Below are 19,162 nucleotides of genomic sequence, written 5' to 3'. Positions count from 1 at the left end.
TGGCGCGGGCTTAGAAACGTGAAATGTTACCAGACGTATCAGCTTTGCTGCCAAGGTAGCTGTGTTTGCCAGGCTTGGGCCAAAAAGTCGATAAAACTGGTGATTTTTTGCGGTACAAAGCGCCGATGTAAGTAGACAGCGTAGATGCCTACTGGTGGCACGCGATAGTCTTGCAGAATTTCCACTAGCCGGCCTTCTTGTAGATAGCTGGCAACCAAGAAATCAGGTTTAAAAATAATCCCTTGTCCCATTGCCGCTGCCTCGCAAAGTGCCCGACCATTATTGCAGCTGAATTGCCAGGGCAGGCGTTGGCGTTGGATGCCTTGCGCAGTTTGAAACAGCCAAACGTCGGGTTCGGGTTTATAGCTGTAATTGAGGCAGCGATGCTGTTGCAGCTGCTCTGGGTGGGTAGGGGTACCTGCCTGCTTTAAGTACTCCGGCGAGGCAAAGTAGCCTAGCTCACAAGCGGCCAGCTTGCGTGCAACCAGGCTGGAGTCTTTCAGGTGGCTGATGCGCAGGGCGATATCAAAGCCTTCCTCAATCAGGTTGACCTGCTGGTCGCCTAGGTGCAGATCAATGCGGACATCCGGAAATTGTTGCTGATAGGTAATTACCAGCGGCACCAAATAGAGGTAACCGAAGTCCATCGGCGCGCTGATTTTGAGTGTCCCTTGCGGGCGGCGGCCATAATCGGTGACCGAGTGTTCGAGCAGGTCCAGTTGCTCCAATAATTGTTGGCATTGATCGTAATAATGCTGCCCCGCCTCGGTGGGAGTGACTTTGCGTGTGGTGCGGTTGAGCAAGCGGGTGCCCAAATGCTGCTCTAGATTGCTGATATGTTTACTGACCTGGGCGGAGGAGAGCTTGAGCTCCCGTGCTGCCTGGGCAAAGCTGGCGTACTCAAGCACACGACAAAATACCTGCATGGCGAGCAGCTTATTCATGGAAGCCTCCTTGATTATTTCCAAAAAGGAAAGATTACCTCCGCTTTTTGCTAGCTTAATCTTGCTCTGAGAAAAAATATACTGGGCATTGAACTGATAATGATTCTCGCTGTCTGAGCCTGACCTGTCCGCAGTCGGCGTAGGCAGGGATGAACCTACCAATAGATCCAAGGAGCTTGTTATGCGTAATCTGACCAAGGGTATTGTGTTTTCGGCCATCGCTTCTTTTGGCAGCCTGGCTTATGCCGCTGACTACAGTATTGATGCTGGCCACTCGACTGTGCAGTTCGTGATTGGTCACCTGGGGGTAAGCCAGACCATTGGGCGTTTTAACACTTTCAGTGGTGACTTTAGCTTTGACAATGACAACCCCAGCGCTGCCAGCGTGACCCTGATGGTAGACACTGCCAGTATCGATACCAACCATGAAAAGCGTGATGAACACTTGGCCAGCCCTGACTTTCTGGATGTGAAACAGTTCCCGGAAATGACCTTTAAGAGCACTGCTTATGAAGGTACAGCGGAAGCAGGTAAGTTGACTGGTGAGCTGACCCTGCATGGTGTGACTAAGAGTGTTACCTTCGACGTACAGAAAATCGGTGAGGGTAATGATCCCTGGGGTGGCTACCGCGCAGGCTTTAATGCTCAAACGACACTGAACCGTTCTGAGTTTGGGATCACCAACTTTATTCCGGGTGTGAGTGATGAGACTCAGGTCAATATCTTCATCGAAGGTATCCGTAAGTAAGGTGTGACCATGTACGGCGAATCCCCTTCAATGCTGGACATGGTGCTGCCAGTAGCGTTTTGGCCGCTACTGGTAGCGATTCCTCTGTGGTTATTGGCCCGCCTTTGGCAGCCGCGCCTTTTCCCCTTTGCGGTGGCACTGGCTATGGCCGTTGCAGTCGCGGGTTTGCATGGTGCTTGGCAGCCTTGGCCTCGACAGGCATTGGATTGGTTGTTTTGGGCCAGTATCCTGCCAGCACTAGCTTGGCTGCTACGGCCAGGCGCACCAGCCCAGGTTCTAGCTTGGCTGGTGGCGCTGGTGGCGGTGGGCTGGCCACTGTGGCAGCGCCATCCCAGCATGTTGGTAGGATTGGCGATAGCGACCGTTTTCGTGCTGCTGGTGCAGAGTGCATGGCGTTATTTGGCAACTCAGCCTGGGCATGAAATGGGATTATTGGGTGCCCAGGTGTTATTGGTGTTAACCAATGTGCTCGGCGGCTCGGTACTGGCGGGTCAATTAAGCGGTGCTTTATTGGCTGTCAGCGGCGTGCTCTGGTTGCTGCCGTTAGCCTGGCGTGAGGCCCCCCATTTGGCGGAGCCTGTGAGTCGTATCAGTTTAACCCTGCTGATGTTGTTGGCGGCCTATACCTATTGGTATGTGGATGTGCCCTGGTTGCAGGTGCTGGTGGCGTTGGTGTTGCCGTTACTGGGTGCATGGCTGTTGCGTAAGCATTGGTTAGCCGCAGGCCTCAGTTGGCTTGCATCGCTGTGCTTAATGCTGTGGTGGCTATGGCCCGAAGGGCCTATGTATTAACCTGATGCGGCAGTCCGTACTTAGCACACAGGCCTCTGATGAGGCCTGTGTGCTTTGTCGTTAGTGCAGTTTCAAGCGAGGGCGAATCACCCGGTGGATACGATCCACCAGGGCGATCAGCAGGGTCGCCAGGGGGCCATGTAAGGCGAGCTGATGTAGGCGGTACAGTGAAATATAGAACAGGCGGGCTAAGTGACCTTCGACAAAAAGACTGCCTGAAGTGAGGTTGCCCATCAGATTGCCGACGGTCGAGAAGCGGCTGAGGGAAACCAGGGAGCCATGATCCTTATAGACGAAGTCTTTCAGAGGCTCACCTTTGAGTAGTGCCTGCAGGTTTTTCGCCAGCAATGAGGCCATCTGGTGAGCTGCCTGGGCGCGGGGTGGAACAAACTTACCCTCACCCGCCGCACAGGCGGCACAGTCGCCCAGGGCAAAAATGCGCTCATCGGCACTGGTCTGCAAACTGCCGTTGACGACTAGTTGATTAAGGCGATTGGTTTCCAGGCCATCCAGATCTTTCAGGAAAGCAGGGGCTTTAATCCCAGCGGCCCACAACATAATGTCGGCTTCGATTAGCTCCCCCTCAGCGGTAACCAGGCCTTCGGTTTTGGCTTCGGTAACGCGGGTGGCGGGACGTACCTTGACCCCCAACTTCGCCAGCTCGCGATGGGCTGCTGCTGCAATGCGTTCGGGCAGGGCGGGCAAAATACGTGGGCCCGCTTCAATCAAGTGCACCTGTAGTTGCTGTTTATCCAACCCGGCAAAACCAAACTGCCCCAGCCACTGGGCGGCATTATAAAGTTCGGCGGAAAGTTCGACGCCGGTCGCACCTGCGCCGACGATGGCGATGCTAAGCGGACGGCGGTGTTCGCGCTCCAGCGAGAAGCGCATGCAGTGGCGCAAGAGGTGTTGACGAAAACGCTCGGCCTGATCGCGACTGTCGAGAAAATGACAGTGCTGGGCCACCCCAGGGGTGCCGAAATCATTACTCTGGCTGCCAAGTGCCAGAACCAGATAATCGTAATGCAGTTGTCGGGCGGGGACCTGCTCGCGGCCTTTTTCATCGAAGATCGGGGCTAGGGTCAGCTGGCGTTCACTGCGATTGAGGCCCTGCATGCTGCCAAGTTGGAACTCAAAGTAATGTTTATGGGCGTGGCCGCGGTAGCTGACTTCATCAATGCCTGAGTCCATCGAGCCGGTGGCCACTTCGTGTAACAGGGGTTTCCAGATATGGGTAGGGTTGCGATCGACCAGGGTAATGCGGGCTTTGCCCTTCTTACCCAGTTTGTGACCCAAACGCGTGACCAGCTCAAGGCCTCCCGCGCCGCCTCCGACAACCAGGATATGGGGGATAGTCATCCTTTTTACTCCAGAGAAACATTTACCGGTGCTGTCGCAGGGCAGCACGAGTAAAGGCTTCGCGGTGTTTAATGTAGTCTTTTTACATTCATTTTTCTATTTTGAATCATTTTTGGCTTGATAATTTTGTTTTATTTACTAAAAATAGCCCTTGTTCGCGATGTGATGCTTTCTCACCTGGCAGACTTGATAAGAGTGAGTCTGGTTTGAAAGTGCAAAAGCCCCAACTGGCAGCTGGTCCCTGCTGGTTGGGGCTTTTGATTTTAGGCCAGGGTATGGACTTTGCCTTCTATACTTGCGACCTATTTTTCCTGTGCTGGCTGCCGTAGCGGAGTGGCTTCCCGCGGTTGGGGAGGCGCACTCAGTAAGCTGGCCATAATAATTGCCAGGGTTGCCAACAGGCAGCCGGGAATAATTTCGTAAAGTTCAAAAATTCCCCCTTCAAGTGGTGTCCAAAGCACAACGGTGAGGCCCCCCACCAGTATTCCGGCCAGGGCACCATTGCGGTTCATGCGGCGCCAGTACAGTGACATCACAATCGCAGGGCCGAAGGCGGCACCAAAGCCCGCCCAGGCATAGGACACCATATCCAATACGCTGGACTCGGGATCAAGCGCAATCACCGCAGCGATGATGGCTAAACCCATCACGGCCACACGCCCGACTTTAATTTGCTGACGTGACCAGGAGGGGCGCTTGAGTACGGCTTTGTAAAAATCCTCGGCCAGGGCGGAGGAGCTGACCAGTAACTGAGAATCGGCGGTCGACATAATGGCGGCCAGCACCGCCGCTAATAGTAAGCCTGCCACTATCGGGTGAAACATGATGTTCACCAGCACAATAAAGACCCGCTCGGAGTCCGCCAGGCTGCCGCCTAAATAGGTAATGGCGACCCAGCCACAGAGTAATGCAGAGCTGAGGGTAAGAAAGGTCCAACCTACGGCGATACGACGGGCAAAGGGGATATGGCGCTCATCGCTGATGGCTTTAAAGCGCGCCAAGATATGAGGTTGGCCAAAGTAGCCTAGTCCCCACCCCAGTAGCGAGGCGATGGCAATCCAGCCCAGGGGTTCGCCTTGGTGATTGGTCCAGATATTCAATAACTCGGGGTTGAGGGTGTCGATCGCTTTGTGGGTCAGCTTCCAGCCACCAAAATCTCCCATCGCCACCAGCGGCACAATAATCAGCGCCAATGCCATCATCAGGCTTTGCACCACATCGGTCCAGGAGACGGCTAAAAAGCCACCAAACAGGGTGTAGGAGATAATCGCCAGGCAGCTTAATAGCACCGCCCAGTGGTATTCCATGGAGAAGACTTCTTCCAGCAATTTGCCGCTAGCGACCAGGCCTGAGCTGGTATAGAACAAGAAAAACAACAGGATAAAGCAGGCGGAGGTCAGGCGAAGCAAGCGGCTACTGTCACGAAAGCGGTTTTCAAAATAGGCCGGAATGGTCAGGGCGTCGTCCGCCAAGGTGGAGAAAACCCGTAAGCGTTTAGCAACAAATAGCCAATTAAGCCAACTGCCAAGCAGTAATCCCAGCGCCAACCAGACAGCCTCATAACCGGCGGCCAGGGCATATCCAGGTAAACCCAACAGTAGCCATCCACTCATATCTGAGGCACCTGCAGAAAGGGCGGTGGGAATCGGCCCCAGGCGCCGGCCTCCAAGCAGGTAGTCGGACATGCTTTGAGTACGGCGATAAGCAAAGTAACCAATCGCCAGCATGGTTAACAGATAGAGGATAAAGGTGAAGGCAATCAGAATTTGTGGATCAGACATGGTGCGTTCACATTGGTATGAGCCCTGATTATAGAAGAGAGCTTGTACGGAAGGCGAAAACTAAGGCATCTGGCAGTGACAAAAAAGCCCCCAACCCAGGCAGGAAGGGGGCGAACGCCCAAGTTAACTTGGGCTTGCGCTGCTGGAGAGGGAGCATTTTCCCCTCCAGCTTTACCAGCCAGGCTGGTAAAGAGGGTTAGCCGTTACCCAGGGCCAGCAGGGAAGCATTGCCCCCCACGGCGGTGGTGTTAATGGTACGGGTACGCTCTCCGGCGAAACGCAGCAGATAGTGGGGGCCGCCAGCTTTGGGGCCGGTACCGGACAGGCCTTGGCCACCAAAGGGTTGTACCCCTACTACAGCACCGATTTGGTTACGGTTGATGTAGACGTTACCGACATTGACGTTGGCATCAATGTAGCGGGCGTGTTCCTCGTTACGGCTGTGGATGCCAAGGGTCAGGCCAAAGCCAGTGCCGTTGATTTCAGCCAGCACTTGGTCCAGCTGCTCGGCACGATAGCGAATCACATGCAGGATGGGGCCAAAGTTTTCCTTGCTGAGTTGATTGATGGAGTCAATCTCAAAGGCGGTGGGGGCAACGAAGTGGCCATTCAGCTCGCTGGGCAGTTGAGCCTCGGCAATCAGGCGACCCTGCTGTTTCATCTGCGCGATATGGGCGAGTAGCTGTTCTTTGGCGTCAGCGTCAATCACAGGGCCGACATCGGTGTGGCGCTCCAGCGGATTACCCATGCGCAGTTCGGCCATTGCCCCTTTGAGCAGATCAATAATGCGCTCGGCGATTTCTTCCTGCACATAGAGCACCCGCAGGGCGGAGCAGCGCTGGCCCGCACTGGTGAAGGCAGAGCCAATCACATCCTTGACCACTTGTTCAGGCAGGGCGGTGGAGTCAACCAGCATGGCGTTTTGTCCGCCGGTTTCAGCGATCAAAGGCGCAATGGCGGCTTTCTGGCGATTGGCCAGGGTGCGGTTGATCAGCCAGGCGGTATCGGTGGAGCCGGTAAAGGCGACGCCGGCAACGCGACTGTCTTGTGTCAGGGTGCCGCCGACACTGGCACCGTCGCCCGGCAGCAGGGCGATGACATCAGCTGGCAGGCCTGCTTCCAGCATCAGTTCAATCGCACGGGTGGCGACCAAACCGGTTTGCTCGGCAGGCTTGGCGGCTACGGTATTACCCGCGACCAGGGCGGCTGCCACCTGACCGATGAAAATCGCCAGGGGGAAGTTCCAGGGGCTGATGCAGACAAATACCCCACGGCCACAAAGGTAGAGCTCGTTGGATTCGCCGGTTGGGCCTGGCAGGGTCAGGGGAGCAAAGTGCTCACGGGCTTGATTGGCGTAGTAACGGCAGAAGTCCACCGCTTCCCGCACTTCATCAATACCATCCTGCAGGCTCTTGCCCGCTTCACGACCGCACAGGGCGATCAGTTCACCGCGATGCTGCTCCAGCAGGTCAGCGGTTTTTTCCAAAATGACGGCACGGCTTTCCACCGGGGTGGCATTCCAGCGGGGATAGGCAGCAACCAGTCCATCCAGGGCTTCTTTGGCCTGAGCGGCATCGGCGCAGAATAGAGTGCCTACCTGTTCATTCAGATTGTAGGGGGCGAATACCGGCTGGCCGTTACCTTGGTTGCGCTTTTGTCCATTAATAATGGGGGCGCCCTGCCACTGCTGTTGGTTAAAGGCTTTGACTTCAGCCTCGAAGGGGCCGAATTCGCTCTGAATATTCATATTGATACCCTTGGAGTTGCGACGGCTGGGGCCGAACAGCTGAGGTGGTAAAGGAATACGTTCATTGGCCAGGCTGGGACGTTGGCTGAGGGTGAGGCAGGGATGCTCCACCAGGCTACTAACCGGCACCTTGGGGTCAACCAGTTTATGCACGAAGGAGGAGTTGGCTCCGTTCTCCAGCAGGCGGCGCACCAGGTAAGGCAGCAGGTCTTTATGGGCGCCTACGGGGGCGTAAATCCGTACCCGAGGCTGATGACGTTCCAGTACGGTGTCATAGAGCGCATCGCCCATGCCGTGCAGGCGCTGGAATTCAAAGCGGCGCTTACCCACCATGCTAAGAATGCAAGTAACGGTATGGGCGTTATGGGTGGCAAACTGCGGATAAATCGCCCCTTCGGTGTGCTCACTTAGCAGGTAACGGGCACAGGCCAGATAGGAGGTGTCGGTGGCTTCCTTGCGGGTGTAGACCGGATAGGAGCTAAGGCCCGCCTGTTGTGACCACTTCACTTCGCTGTCCCAATAGGCCCCTTTAACCAGACGAATGGGAATTTCATCGCCCTGTTCTTTGGCCAGGCGAGTTAGCCAGATCAGTACCGGCAGTGCCCGCTTGGAGTAAGCCTGCACCACTAAACCAAAATTGCCCCAGCCTTGGCAGCTGGGATGGCGGTAGAGTTGCTCGAACAGCTCCAGGGAGAGTTCCAGACGATCGGCTTCTTCTGCATCAATGGTGATGCCTACATTGAGGCGACGGGCTTGCTGAATCAGCCCCAGTACCGTCTCGAACATCTCACTCAGTACCCGCGCTTTTTTGGCGACTTCATAGCGGGGATGCAGAGCGGATAATTTGATGGAAATGGTGGGGCGAGGGGTTTTGTCATCGCCATAACTGGCACGGCCCAAGGCATCGATGGCCTGGCGATAGTCGGCGGCATATTTTTGCGCATCGTCCTGGGTCAGGGCTGCTTCACCGAGCATGTCATAGGAGTAGGTATAGCCCCGATCACGTTGCTTGCGGCTGTTTTTCAGGGCTTCCTCAATGGTGCGGCCCAGAACGAACTGGTGCCCCATGATCTTCATCGCCTGATTCATCGCTTGGCGAATGACAGGCTCGCCACAGCGTTTGACCAGACGATTGAGTACAGAGGCCGGGCGGCCGTCCTGGGGGTGATCCAGGTTGACCATTTTTCCAGTAATAATCAGGCCCCAGGTAGCGGCGTTGACCAGGGTGGAGTCACTTTTACCCAGATGGTTTTCCCACTTGGCGCCGTTGAGCTTGTCACGGATCAGCGCATCGGCGGTTTCCGGATCAGGGATGCGCAGCAACGCTTCCGCCAGGCACATCAACATGATGCCTTCCTGGGTATCCAGGCTGTATTGCTGCAGCAGAGCATCGATGGTATCCACCGCATTGTCACGCTGGCGTACCTGCTCAACCAGTTCGCTGGCTTGGCGCGTCAATTGGGCCAGCTCGGCGCTATCGGGGCTGGCGAGCTTGAGCAGTTCCGGTAGGTAGGTGTTTTCATCAAGGGCGTAATGCTGGCTGATCAATTGCATCAGCTCAGGTAACGACTGGTTTAGGGGCGCACCAGTCAGGACATCATCAGCAGTAAGCATGGGCACCTCGCCTCAGGGGAGTTTCCCCTCAGATTCTTGTCAGAATGACTCTGGCGCTGACCAGAGTAGATGAGAATCAATGTAGGCTGTGGATAACGCCAGGTCTTGCAAAATGCTATGGAGTTTTATCAAAAAACTCTGATTGAGGTGGTTTAGGGATGTTTACGCCAATAACCGGGAGTGTGTCCGGTGTGCTGGCGCAGTGCCTGAGTAAAGGCGCTTTGATTGCAGAAGCCACACTGATCGGCTACCTCCGCCAGGCTGAGCTGACTGTGTTGCAGCAGGTGCAATGCCTGCTCGACCCGGGCCCGGTTGAGATACTGGTGCGGCGTCAGACCGGTGGCTTCTTTAAACAGGGCATGGAAATGGCTGGGACTGATGCAGAGACTGCCGGCCAGTTCACTGATGCTCAGGCGGCGGTGCAGGTTGCCCTTAATCAGTTGATCAATGCGGGCCATATCCAGCTTCAGTTGTTTCGTCTGCAGTGGTGGTTGCTCCAGGCGTTGGTACAACGAGCGCAATAGCAGGCCACTTAAGCAATGCTGGAAGGCTTGGTCTTGCTGGTGTAGCTGTAGCTCGTGGTGGGCAAAGCCCAGGAGTTGCTGGATTTCCTGATCAATCGGCAGATAGCGCGGCAGGTTAAACAGGCGGGCAATCAAGGCCTCGTCCTGGGGGTTATGGGCATCAATGTCGAGAATCAGCACATGATTATCGCGACTGCCCTGGTAGCCATGGCTACGATTACCCGGCACGATGCAGGCACTATGGCGATTGACCAGACCGCCCTGACCAGCAATGTCGAACTCGGCCTGACCGTGCAAACCGAGAATCAGCTGGTGGTAATCGTGATCATGGCTGTGCTGTTGAGTGGGAAGCTCCAGCACCCGGGCTTGCACCATCGCAGAGACCTGCCTTTATCCGGTGAGAACAGTGAATACGGCGCCGACTGGCAGACGTTTTCAGGCTGGGATGGTAATGAGTTTAGTTTGCCTGCTCAAGGGGGCAACCTGCGGGGCGGGAACCTTTTACGGTTTTGCCGCCCTAAGCAACAAATCAATGAGGAAGTTATCGCCCATGAAAAAGGGGAAAGGCGTGCTGTTATTACTGCTGTTGGCGGCAGTGGTGGCATTTTGGTGGTGGGATCTGGGCCAGTGGCTCAATCTGGCGTCAATTAAAGCGGGGCAGCAGGCCTGGCAGCAACAGGTGCAGGCCGCGCCTGTTCTGATGTCATTGGCTTTTGTGGCGATCTATGTGGCGGTTACGGCGCTCTCCTTGCCGGGAGCTGCTTTGTTGACCCTGTTAGCGGGAGGATTGTTTGGCCTATGGTGGGGCACGCTGCTGGTGTCGATTGCCAGTACCCTGGGGGCGACCCTGGCTTTTCTGGCTGCCCGCTATCTGTTGCGGGATACCCTGACCCGACGTTTTCAGCGCCAAATGCAGGCGATTGATAGCGGTATCCAGCGCGAGGGGGCTTGGTATTTATTCGGCCTGCGGATGGTGCCGCTGTTCCCGTTTTTTATGATTAACCTGCTGATGGGGGTGACCTCGATGCGGGTGTGGACCTATATGTGGGTCAGTCAATTGGGGATGTTGGCCGGCACCCTGGTGTATGTGAATGCCGGTACTCAGCTGGCACAGTTGGACTCCTTGCGTGGCATTCTCTCCCCTAATTTGTTGGGCGCTTTTGTGTTGCTTGGGGTGTTTCCGCTGCTGGCTAAAGCCTTGATGGCACGCTTACAACGCAAACGCCTATATCAGGGGTTTAGCCAGCCTGAACAGTTTGATTACAACCTGGTGGCGATTGGTGCAGGCTCGGCTGGTTTGGTGACGACTTATATTGGTGCCGCGGTGCAGGCAAAGGTAGCGCTGGTAGAAAAGCATCGGATGGGGGGAGATTGCCTCAATACGGGCTGCGTCCCCTCCAAAGCCTTGATTCGTTCCGCCAGGTTTGTCGCCGAATGCCAACGCGCGCGGGAGTTGGGGATGCAAAGTGCCGAGGCGCAGTTTGACTTTGCCGAAGTGATGGAGCGGGTGCAGCAGGTCATCAAAGAGGTGGAGCCCCATGACTCGGTGGAGCGTTACTCCTCCCTGGGGGTGGAGTGTATTCAGGGCGAAGCCCGTATCACTTCCCCCTGGACGGTGGAGGTGAATGGTCGCACCCTGCGCACCCGCAATATCGTGATTGCGACGGGAGCCCGCCCTTTTGTCCCAGAGATCACTGGGATTGAGCAGGTGCAGCCCCTCACTTCAGACACCGTCTGGAATCTGCGCGAGTTACCCAAGCGTTTACTGGTGCTCGGTGGGGGGCCGATCGGTTGCGAATTGGCCCAGTGTTTTGCCCGCTTGGGTAGTCAGGTGATCCAGGTGGAGCGTAATAGCCGCTTGCAGCATCGTGAGGATGAGGAGGTTTCTGCCCTGGTGGAGCAGCGTTTCCGTGAGGAAGGTATCGAACTGCACTTACAGGCAGAAGTCGTGGCTTTCCGTGTACAGGAGGGAGAAAAACAAGCGCTGCTGCAAAGTCAGGGTCAACAACAGTGGCTGGGTTTTGATCAGGTACTGGTCGTCCTGGGGCGGCGGGCCAACGTGAAGGGGTTCGGTTTAGAGGAATTGGGTATTGAGGCAGGCCCCCGTGGTACGTTGGAGGTGGATGAGTATTTGCGCACCCGCCTGCCCAATATTCTGGCTTGTGGCGATGTGGTGGGGCCTTATCAATTTACCCATGCCGCCTCCCATCAGGCCTGGTATGCCAGCGTCAATGCGCTCTTTGCTGGGATTAAGGCATTTAAAGTGGACTATCGGGTAATACCCCATGCCACCTTTACCGAGCCGGAAGTCGCACGGGTGGGACTAAATGAGCAAGAGGCGAAGGCCCAGGGTATTGCCTATGAGGTGAGTCAGTTTGATATTGCCGAGCTGGACCGGGCCATTGCCGACAGTGCCCGGCACGGCTTTATCAAAGTGCTAACGGTGCCTGGCAAAGACAAAATTTTAGGGGTGACCCTGGTGGGGGAGCATGCCGGTGACTTGATTGCCGAGTTTGTACTGGCGATGCGCTATAACCTGGGATTGAACAAAATCCTGGGCACTATTCATATTTATCCCACCCTGGCTGAAAGCAATAAGTATGTTGCCGGAGTATGGAAACGTGCCCATGCCCCCGCCAGGATACTGGCCTGGTTAGCACGCTTCCATCGCTGGCGGCGAGGGGCGTAACGCCCTGCTGCTGATATTTGTATTAGACACGTAAATAAGGATTAAGCATGGATAAACCGACACAGCTGTTGGGCGCCTTGTTGTTTGCAGGAGCCAGCTTGACGGCCAACGCGGCTAACTGGACTGAAATTGAGCAACAGGCCAAGGGACAGACGCTTTACTTCAATGCCTGGGGTGGTTCGGAGCGTATCAATGACTATATCCAGTGGGCGGCAGCAGAAGTAAAGGCGCGTTATGACATCCAGCTGGAGCACGTCAAAATCAGTGATGCCGCGGAAGTGGTGAGCCGCATCCTGGCGGAAAAAACCGCCGGGCGCGAGCAGCAGGGCAGTGTGGACCTGCTGTGGGTCAATGGGGAAAACTTTAAAGCCTTGAAGGAGCAGGGACTCTTATTTGGTCCCTTTGCTGAGGGATTACCCAATTATCGCTATGTTAATCCGGCCACCACTGCCTATGATTTTGCCATCCCGGTGGAGGGGATGGAGGCAGCCTGGGGGATGGCGCAATTGGTCTTTATTGCCGATAGCGCCAAGGTGAGCGACTTCCCCCGTTCGATGCCGGCTCTGCTGGACTTCGCCCAGCAACACCCTGGGCGGGTGAGCTATCCGCAGCCGCCGAGTTTCCACGGTTCAACCTTTCTCAAGCAGGCCTTGACGGAGTTGACCCCCGATCCCAGCGTTTTGTTGCAGCCTGTTGAGCAAAGTGACTTTGCCAGGGTGACGGCACCCTTGTGGCAATATCTGGATCAATTGCACCCTGTTCTCTGGCGTGAGGGCAAAAGCTTCCCCGCCAGTGCCGAGGCCATGCGTCAGTTGCTGGATGACGGTGAGCTGCTGATTAGCCTGAGCTTTAACCCCAATGAAGCCAGTGCGGCGATTATCGCTGGCCAGCTGGCCCCCACGGTGAAAACCTATATTCACCAAGGTGGCACCATTGGCAATACCCACTATCTGGCAATTCCCTTTAACTCCAGTAATAAAGCCGCCGCCCAGGTATTGGTGAACTTCCTGCAAAGCCCGGAGGCTCAGGCGCGCAAGGCAGACCCAGCCGTATGGGGAGATCCTAGTGTCTTGGCGCTGGAGCGCTTATCGGCTGAAGATCAGGCACGCTGGCAAGCCATTGACTTGGGGCCAGCGGCACTGGATGCGGCGGATTTGGGCCGCACCTTGGCAGAACCCCATGCCAGCTGGATGCCTGCGTTAGAGCAAGCTTGGCAGGAGCGCTACGGTCGTTAAGGTGAGAGCAGGCCTTTACATCAACCTCAGTGCGCTGCTGCTACTGGGGGGGCCAGTGTTGCTGGGATTGCTGGCGACCCTGTTGCCCGCCTGGGGCTACTTTCCGGTATTGGGATTTAACCAGTGGAGCTGGCAGCCCTGGCAGCAACTCTGGCACTGGCCTGGATTAGCCAGAGGGCTGGGCTTGAGCCTATTTACCGGCCTGACGGCAACCGCCTTGAGTCTGCTGCTGGTCTGGTGGTTTTTGCTGGCCTTACTTGAGCACCCCTGGGGACAACGACTGCAACGCGGTTTGGCGCCTTTATTGGCTATTCCCCATGCTGCCCTGGCCTTAGGTCTGGTGTTCTTATTCAGCCCCAGTGGTTGGCTTGTGCGTTGGGTCTCCCCCTGGGCCAGTGGCTGGCACAGTCCTCCACTCGGCTTTGGCGTGCAAGACCCCTGGGGATGGGGGTTGATTCTGGGGTTAGTGCTGAAGGAGTTTCCCTACCTGTTATTGGTGACCCTGGCCGCACTGCCCAATCTGCCTTGGCGGCAAAGCCTCAGGCTGGGGCAGAGCCTGGGCTATCCGCCCTGGCAAAGTTGGTTGTTGTTACTCTGGCCTGCTTTGTACCGGCAGTTGCGGCTACCGCTGCTGGCGGTCTTGGTGTACGCCTTGGCCAATGTGGATATGGCGTTGTTACTGGGACCGACTACCCCGCCGACCCTGGCCGTACAGCTATGGCGCTGGATGCTGGATGCGGACCTGAGCTGGCGCTTACCGGCCAGTGCGGGGGCGGTACTCTTGCTCGGGCTGCTGTTATTGGCGGTGCTGGGCTGGTGGCTGATGGAGCGGTTGTTGGCTTGGTTAGGTTTGCAGGGATTGCGCAGGGGCTGGCGTGCGCCGGTTTGGCCACGCACAGCCAGCGTTGGGCGTTGGTTATTAGTGGGGCTCTTGGCGTTAGTGCTGCTGGCCCTGTTGGGATTACTCATTAGTAGCCTGAGTTGGCGCTGGCCATTCCCCCTGGCGTGGCCGCAGAGCTGGACACTGACTACCTGGCAGCGTCAGTTGCCGCGGTTGTGGCTGCTCAGTCAGGAGACATTGCTGCTGGCACTGAGTGTCAGCGCTGTCGCCTTAACCATAGTGGTGCTGTGGCTGGAAGGGTTAGGGCGGCGTGGCCCTTCTGCCTGGCTATCCTTGGCGCTTTATCTGCCATTGTTGATCCCCCAGTTGAGTTTTTTGTTTGGCTTGCAGGTGCTGCTAGTCAGTCTGGGGGGGCAAGGACAGTGGTGGGCAGTGTTCTGGGGCCATTTGTTGTTTGTGCTGCCTTATGTCTATCTCAGTTTGGCGGGGGCCTATCAGGCCTTCGATCAGCGTTACTGGCAGCAGGGACGTCTACTCGGTTTAACCCCCTGGGGCTGCTGGTGGCGGGTGAAGGCGCCGCTGCTGTTGCGGCCATTGTTAGCGGCCCTGGCTATTGGGGTGGCGGTCAGTGTGGCGCAGTACCTCAGCACGCTGTTTCTCGGGGGCGGGAGGGTGGCGACCTTGACGACGGAGGCTATCAGCCTTGGCAGTGGTGCTGATCGTCGGGTGCTTGGGGTCTATGCCTGGGGTCAGTTGTGCTGGCCAGTACTGATTTATGCATTGGCTTTGTTATTGCCTAGATGGCGCTATCGGCATTTTGCCCAGATGCGCCTGTAACCGAGGTCACAGTGTTAGTTATCGATAAGGTGCAGTTGAGTTTGCAGGGAAGGCCCCTGTTTGCCCCCCTCAGTTTGACCATCGCCAGTGGCGAGGTCGGGGTGCTGATGGGCCCCAGTGGCTGCGGTAAGTCGAGCCTGCTGGGGTTGCTGGCAGGCACTCTGGAGCCGGTATTCGCGGTGCAAGGGCAGGTCTGGCTTGGTCAGCAGCCTCTGTTAGGTTTGCCGCCTTACCAGCGCCGTGTTGGGCTGTTGTTCCAGGATGCCTTGTTATTCCCCCATTTATCGGTGGCGGACAATCTGGCATTGGCGTTGCCTCGCCACTATCGCGGTCAACAGCGTCAGCATCGTATCGAACAGGCCCTGGTCAAGGCGGAACTGGCCGGCATGGGAGGGCGCGATCCCGCCACCCTGTCCGGCGGACAGCGGGCGCGGGTCAGTTTGTTACGTACGCTGTTGGCGGAGCCGCGCCTGCTCCTGCTGGATGAGCCCTTTAGTAAGCTGGATGTGCAGCTGCGCACCCAGGTGCGCGATTGGGTATTTGCCCATGCGCTGGCAGCGGCCATTCCCACCCTGCTGGTGACCCATGATCCCCAGGATTGCCCTGCCAATGCGCAGGTGCTGCAGCTGAGCCGCGCGGAGGTAAGTCATGCTGGATAAGTACACTACCCGCTGGGTCAAGCCGCCCTTGCTTTATAGTGCCCGACTGTTAGAGCGATGCGGCATCAAGGCAGACCAGCTGACCCTGCTAGGCTTTGCGCTGGGACTGGCAGCCATGTTGGCGGTGGCGTTACAGGCATACTCGTGGGCCTTGCTGTTATTACTGGCCAACCGCATTTTGGATGGTTTGGATGGTGCCTTGGCGCGTTTGAGTCAACCAACGGATGCCGGCGGCTTTCTCGATATTACCCTCGATTTTATCTTCTATTCCGGCCTGGTTTGGGCCTTTGCCTTGGCCAATCCTGCTGAGCATGGGTTAGCGGCCGCGACCCTGATCTTCTCTTTTATTGGTACCGGAGGCAGTTTTTTAGCCTTTGCGGCCTTGGCTGAGCGGCGCCAGATCAAGCATCCGGATTTTGGCCATAAATCACTGTATTACATTGGCGGCTTGGCGGAAGGCACTGAGACCATCCTGGTCTTTATCGCCTTTTGTCTGTGGCCGCAGCATTTTGTTGCGCTGGCCTATGGTTTTGCCCTGATTTGCGCCCTGACCACGGTGACACGGATTTGGGCCGGCTATCGCACTTTAAAAGTCAGCGATCAAACTGAGTGATAACCAGGAGCGCCGCGATGAAAGCACAGGTCGGCTACATAGGCGGAATGGTGTTGATGCTGACTGGCAGTGTCGGTGCACAGGCGGAAGTGTTGGACTTTGCTGATCTGAGCCTGTGGCAGACGCAGCGCTTTAGTGGCCAGACAGCGTATCAGACTCGGCAGCAGGCAGAGGGTTGGGTGCTGGAGGCCCAAGCGAATGCCAGTGCCTCTGGTTTGCTCCGGCCGATTAACTTAGCGAGCGAAACTCAGCCGCGCCTGCGTTGGCGTTGGAAGGTTGATAATTTGCCAATAAAGGGGGCGGAGCTGAGTAAAGCGGGGGATGACTTTCCGGCCCGGGTGTATGTGGTGGCGGAGGGCCTTTTCCCTTGGCAAACCCTGGCGTTGAATTATGTTTGGGCATCGGAGCAGCCGCAGTACAGCCATTGGCTGAGTCCCTATACTAAGCAGGCGTGCTTAATCGCGCTGGAGTCAGGTCAGGCGAATTTGCAGCAGTGGCAGCAATATGAGCGTGATCTGGTGGCGGACTTTCAGCGCTGCTTCGCTAAGGTGCCGAAACGTTTTAGTCATATTGCGGTGATGACGGATACCGATAATGGCGGTGGTCAGGCACGAGCTTGGTATGGGCCAATAGAGCTGTTTCTGATGATACCTTAACGAAACTTGCTCGTATGATGCAGGCCATTGTTGCTGCTAGAGCGCTATTACGATTCAGGCTCTTGATCTTCAGAAGTAAGAGCGGCAATGGTGGTTGAGGAGAGTCGAGAAAAACCCCCTTTTTGGCGCCAGTCCCTGGTTTTTTGCCTAAGTTACAGCCAGGGAGTCTTGCACCAAAGGCGAGTTGCGTTAATGATGCGCGGTCAGTTGTCTCAGGATAAGAGGACACCATTATGCCTATGTCAGCGGCCGCTATTCTGGCCTTGATTGCGGTGGTAGGTTTGGCCTGCCAGTGGGTCGCCTGGCGGGTTAAGCTGCCGGCGATTTTGTTTTTGTTATTGTCCGGTATTGCTTTAGGCCCCCTGTTAGGGTGGGTGGCGCCTGATGCGCTCTTTGGTGAGTTGCTGTTCCCGTTAGTGTCGCTATCGGTTGCGATCATTCTATTTGAAGGCAGTTTAACCCTGCATCTGGACCAGATTCGTGATGTAGGTAAGGTGGTGCGCCGTCTGGTGAGTATTGGGGCGGCGGTAACCTGGCTGATTATCGCCGTGGCCACCCACTGGTTGCTGGGCTTGAGTTGGGCGATGTCCTGGTTATTTGGTGCGCTTGTTGTCGTGACGGGGCCCACCGTGATTGTACCCATGCTGCGTACCGTGCGGGCCAATAGCCGGATCGGTAATGTGTTGCGCTGGGAAGGTATCATTATCGATCCCATCGGCGCGCTGCTGGCGGTATTGGTATATGAGTGGATTATCTCGCAAAGCCTAGAAGGCGGAGCGATCAGTCACACGGCCATTCTCTTTGCTGAAATTGTACTGGTCGGGGTGGTCAGTGGTGCGGTAGCGGGCTATGCCATTGGTGAGGCGCTGCGCCGTCACTGGCTACCTGAGTATCTGCAGAACTTAGCCACCCTGGCGTTGGTGTTAGCCACCTTTACCTTTGCCAACTACCTAGCCCACGAGTCCGGCCTGCTGGCGGTGACGGTGATGGGAATGTGGTTGGCCAATATGAAGGGGGTGCACATTGAAGAGATTCTGTCCTTCAAAGAGAACCTGACCGTTTTGCTGATCTCTGGTTTGTTCGTGTTGTTGGCGGCACGTTTGGACCTGTCCCAATTATGGGCGTTAGGGGTGCCTGCACTGGTATTGCTGGCGGTGATCCACTTTGTTGCTCGTCCGATCGCGGTGTGGATTTCCAGCTACGGCAGTGACTTAAAGTGGCAGGAAAAGGCTTTGATTTCCTGGATTGGGCCACGAGGGATTGTAGCGGCAGCGGTATCGGCTCTGTTTGCCCTGCGCCTTGAGCAAAGTGGCTATGCCGATGCACAGATTCTGACCGCCCTGACCTTTGCCGTGATTATCGGCACGGTGATGTTTCAAAGTGCCACGGCTCGACCTTTGGCCCAGTGGCTTGGTGTGGCGGATCCTGAGCCGCGGGGCTTTATTATCATCGGTGCCAATCAGGTGGCGCGTGAACTCGCCAAGGTGTTGGAGCAAAACCACCTACCTGTGCTGTTGGTGGATCCCAGTTGGGAGAACATCCGTGAAGCGCGGATGATGGGGCTGCGTACCTTCCACGGTAATCCATTGTCACGGCACGCTGATATGTATCTGGATTTGGTCGGTTATGGCCGGGTGTTGGCCATGTCGCCCCAGCGTGAGCTGAACGTGCTGGCCAGTCTGCGTTACCGTCCTGAGTTTGGTAAGCAGAATATCTTTGCCGTGCAGACCAGTAAGGATGCCCAGGGGTCGGTGCGTCAGCTGATCTCGGAGGAGTACCAGGGCTTATACCTGGGGGAGGAGGGGCTGACCTACGGTAAGTTCGCTAATCTACTCCGCCAGGGTGCTCGCCTGCGCACGACCAAGCTGACAGAAGACTTTAATTTTGAAGCCTGGAAGGCTCAGCATCAAAAAGGTCGCTGTCCGCTGTTTGCCTTGACGCCAAAAGGGCACGTACAGGTGTTTACCCTGGAGAATGGCTTACAGCCGAAGGCTGGCTGGCAGATTATTTCTTTCGATATGGAAATTGAGAAAGAGAAAGAAAAGGCGCAGGAAAAAGCGCAGGAGAAGGCCGAAAAAACGGAAAAGCCTGCTGATGTTTTGCCTGAGCCTAAGCCCCTGTAA

General features: G+C 56.3%; 14 protein-coding genes. 9 read left to right on the top strand and 5 right to left on the bottom strand.

Annotated features, from left to right (window positions below; all coding sequences use genetic code 11):
* Positions 1-38 precede the first annotated feature (38 nt).
* The gene (locus tag Q334_RS0114645; RefSeq protein WP_027313871.1) at positions 39-944 is read right to left on the bottom strand and encodes a LysR family transcriptional regulator; all 906 of its coding nucleotides are present in this window, start codon (positions 942-944) and stop codon (positions 39-41) included.
* 181 nt (positions 945-1,125) lie between these two features.
* On the opposite strand from Q334_RS0114645, the gene Q334_RS0114640 reads away from it, so the two are divergent.
* Together Q334_RS0114640 and Q334_RS0114635 are read left to right on the top strand one after the other, a co-directional pair.
* Positions 1,126-1,692 (top strand): YceI family protein, encoded by a 567-nt coding sequence (locus Q334_RS0114640; RefSeq protein WP_027313870.1) that lies wholly within the window; start codon positions 1,126-1,128, stop codon positions 1,690-1,692.
* A gap of 9 nt (positions 1,693-1,701) precedes the next feature.
* The gene (locus tag Q334_RS0114635; protein WP_155889005.1) at positions 1,702-2,484 is read left to right on the top strand and encodes a hypothetical protein; all 783 of its coding nucleotides are present in this window, start codon (positions 1,702-1,704) and stop codon (positions 2,482-2,484) included.
* A gap of 60 nt (positions 2,485-2,544) precedes the next feature.
* Here Q334_RS0114635 and Q334_RS0114630 read toward each other — a convergent pair whose 3' ends face one another.
* From Q334_RS0114630 to Q334_RS0114610, 4 genes are all read right to left on the bottom strand, one after another.
* Positions 2,545-3,843: an NAD(P)/FAD-dependent oxidoreductase gene (locus Q334_RS0114630; protein WP_035461661.1), complete on the bottom strand. Its 1,299-nt coding sequence runs from the start codon at positions 3,841-3,843 to the stop codon at positions 2,545-2,547.
* Positions 3,844-4,145: 302 nt separating this feature from the next.
* Positions 4,146-5,624 (bottom strand): sodium/proline symporter PutP, encoded by a 1,479-nt coding sequence (gene putP / locus Q334_RS0114625; RefSeq protein ID WP_027313867.1) that lies wholly within the window; start codon positions 5,622-5,624, stop codon positions 4,146-4,148.
* Positions 5,625-5,820: 196 nt separating this feature from the next.
* Positions 5,821-8,985, bottom strand: coding sequence for a bifunctional proline dehydrogenase/L-glutamate gamma-semialdehyde dehydrogenase PutA (gene putA / locus Q334_RS0114615; protein WP_027313866.1), 3,165 nt, complete (start codon positions 8,983-8,985; stop codon positions 5,821-5,823).
* Between the two features lie 152 nt (positions 8,986-9,137).
* Complete coding sequence (locus Q334_RS0114610) at positions 9,138-9,884, bottom strand: AraC family transcriptional regulator (RefSeq protein WP_027313865.1); 747 nt, start codon at positions 9,882-9,884, stop codon at positions 9,138-9,140.
* A 175-nt stretch (positions 9,885-10,059) separates the two neighbouring features.
* On the opposite strand from Q334_RS0114610, the gene Q334_RS0114605 reads away from it, so the two are divergent.
* From Q334_RS0114605 to Q334_RS19305, 7 genes are all read left to right on the top strand, one after another.
* Positions 10,060-12,198: an FAD-dependent oxidoreductase gene (locus Q334_RS0114605; RefSeq protein ID WP_027313864.1), complete on the top strand. Its 2,139-nt coding sequence runs from the start codon at positions 10,060-10,062 to the stop codon at positions 12,196-12,198.
* 47 nt (positions 12,199-12,245) lie between these two features.
* On the top strand, positions 12,246-13,433 hold the full coding sequence (locus tag Q334_RS0114600) for an ABC transporter substrate-binding protein (protein WP_027313863.1): 1,188 nt from the start codon (positions 12,246-12,248) through the stop codon (positions 13,431-13,433).
* Between the two features lies 1 nt (position 13,434).
* Positions 13,435-15,111, top strand: a complete 1,677-nt coding sequence (locus tag Q334_RS0114595) for an ABC transporter permease (RefSeq protein ID WP_027313862.1) — start codon at positions 13,435-13,437, stop codon at positions 15,109-15,111.
* Positions 15,112-15,122: 11 nt separating this feature from the next.
* A complete protein-coding gene (locus tag Q334_RS0114590) occupies positions 15,123-15,770 on the top strand; it encodes an ATP-binding cassette domain-containing protein (protein WP_027313861.1) in 648 nt (215 codons plus the stop codon).
* Positions 15,760-16,383, top strand: a complete 624-nt coding sequence (locus Q334_RS0114585) for a CDP-alcohol phosphatidyltransferase family protein (RefSeq protein ID WP_027313860.1) — start codon at positions 15,760-15,762, stop codon at positions 16,381-16,383. The genes Q334_RS0114590 and Q334_RS0114585 overlap by 11 nt, the downstream gene beginning before the upstream one ends.
* A 17-nt stretch (positions 16,384-16,400) precedes the next feature.
* A complete protein-coding gene (locus tag Q334_RS0114580) occupies positions 16,401-17,039 on the top strand; it encodes a DUF3047 domain-containing protein (RefSeq protein WP_035461659.1) in 639 nt (212 codons plus the stop codon).
* 233 nt (positions 17,040-17,272) lie between these two features.
* Complete coding sequence (locus Q334_RS19305; protein WP_245593693.1) at positions 17,273-19,162, top strand: cation:proton antiporter; 1,890 nt, start codon at positions 17,273-17,275, stop codon at positions 19,160-19,162.

The sequence above is a fragment of the Balneatrix alpica DSM 16621 genome (assembly GCF_000619885.1).
GTDB lineage: Bacteria > Pseudomonadota > Gammaproteobacteria > Pseudomonadales > Balneatricaceae > Balneatrix > Balneatrix alpica.
The sequence above is the reverse complement of the archived record's forward strand: the minus strand, read 5'-3'. Positions and strand labels throughout refer to the sequence as shown.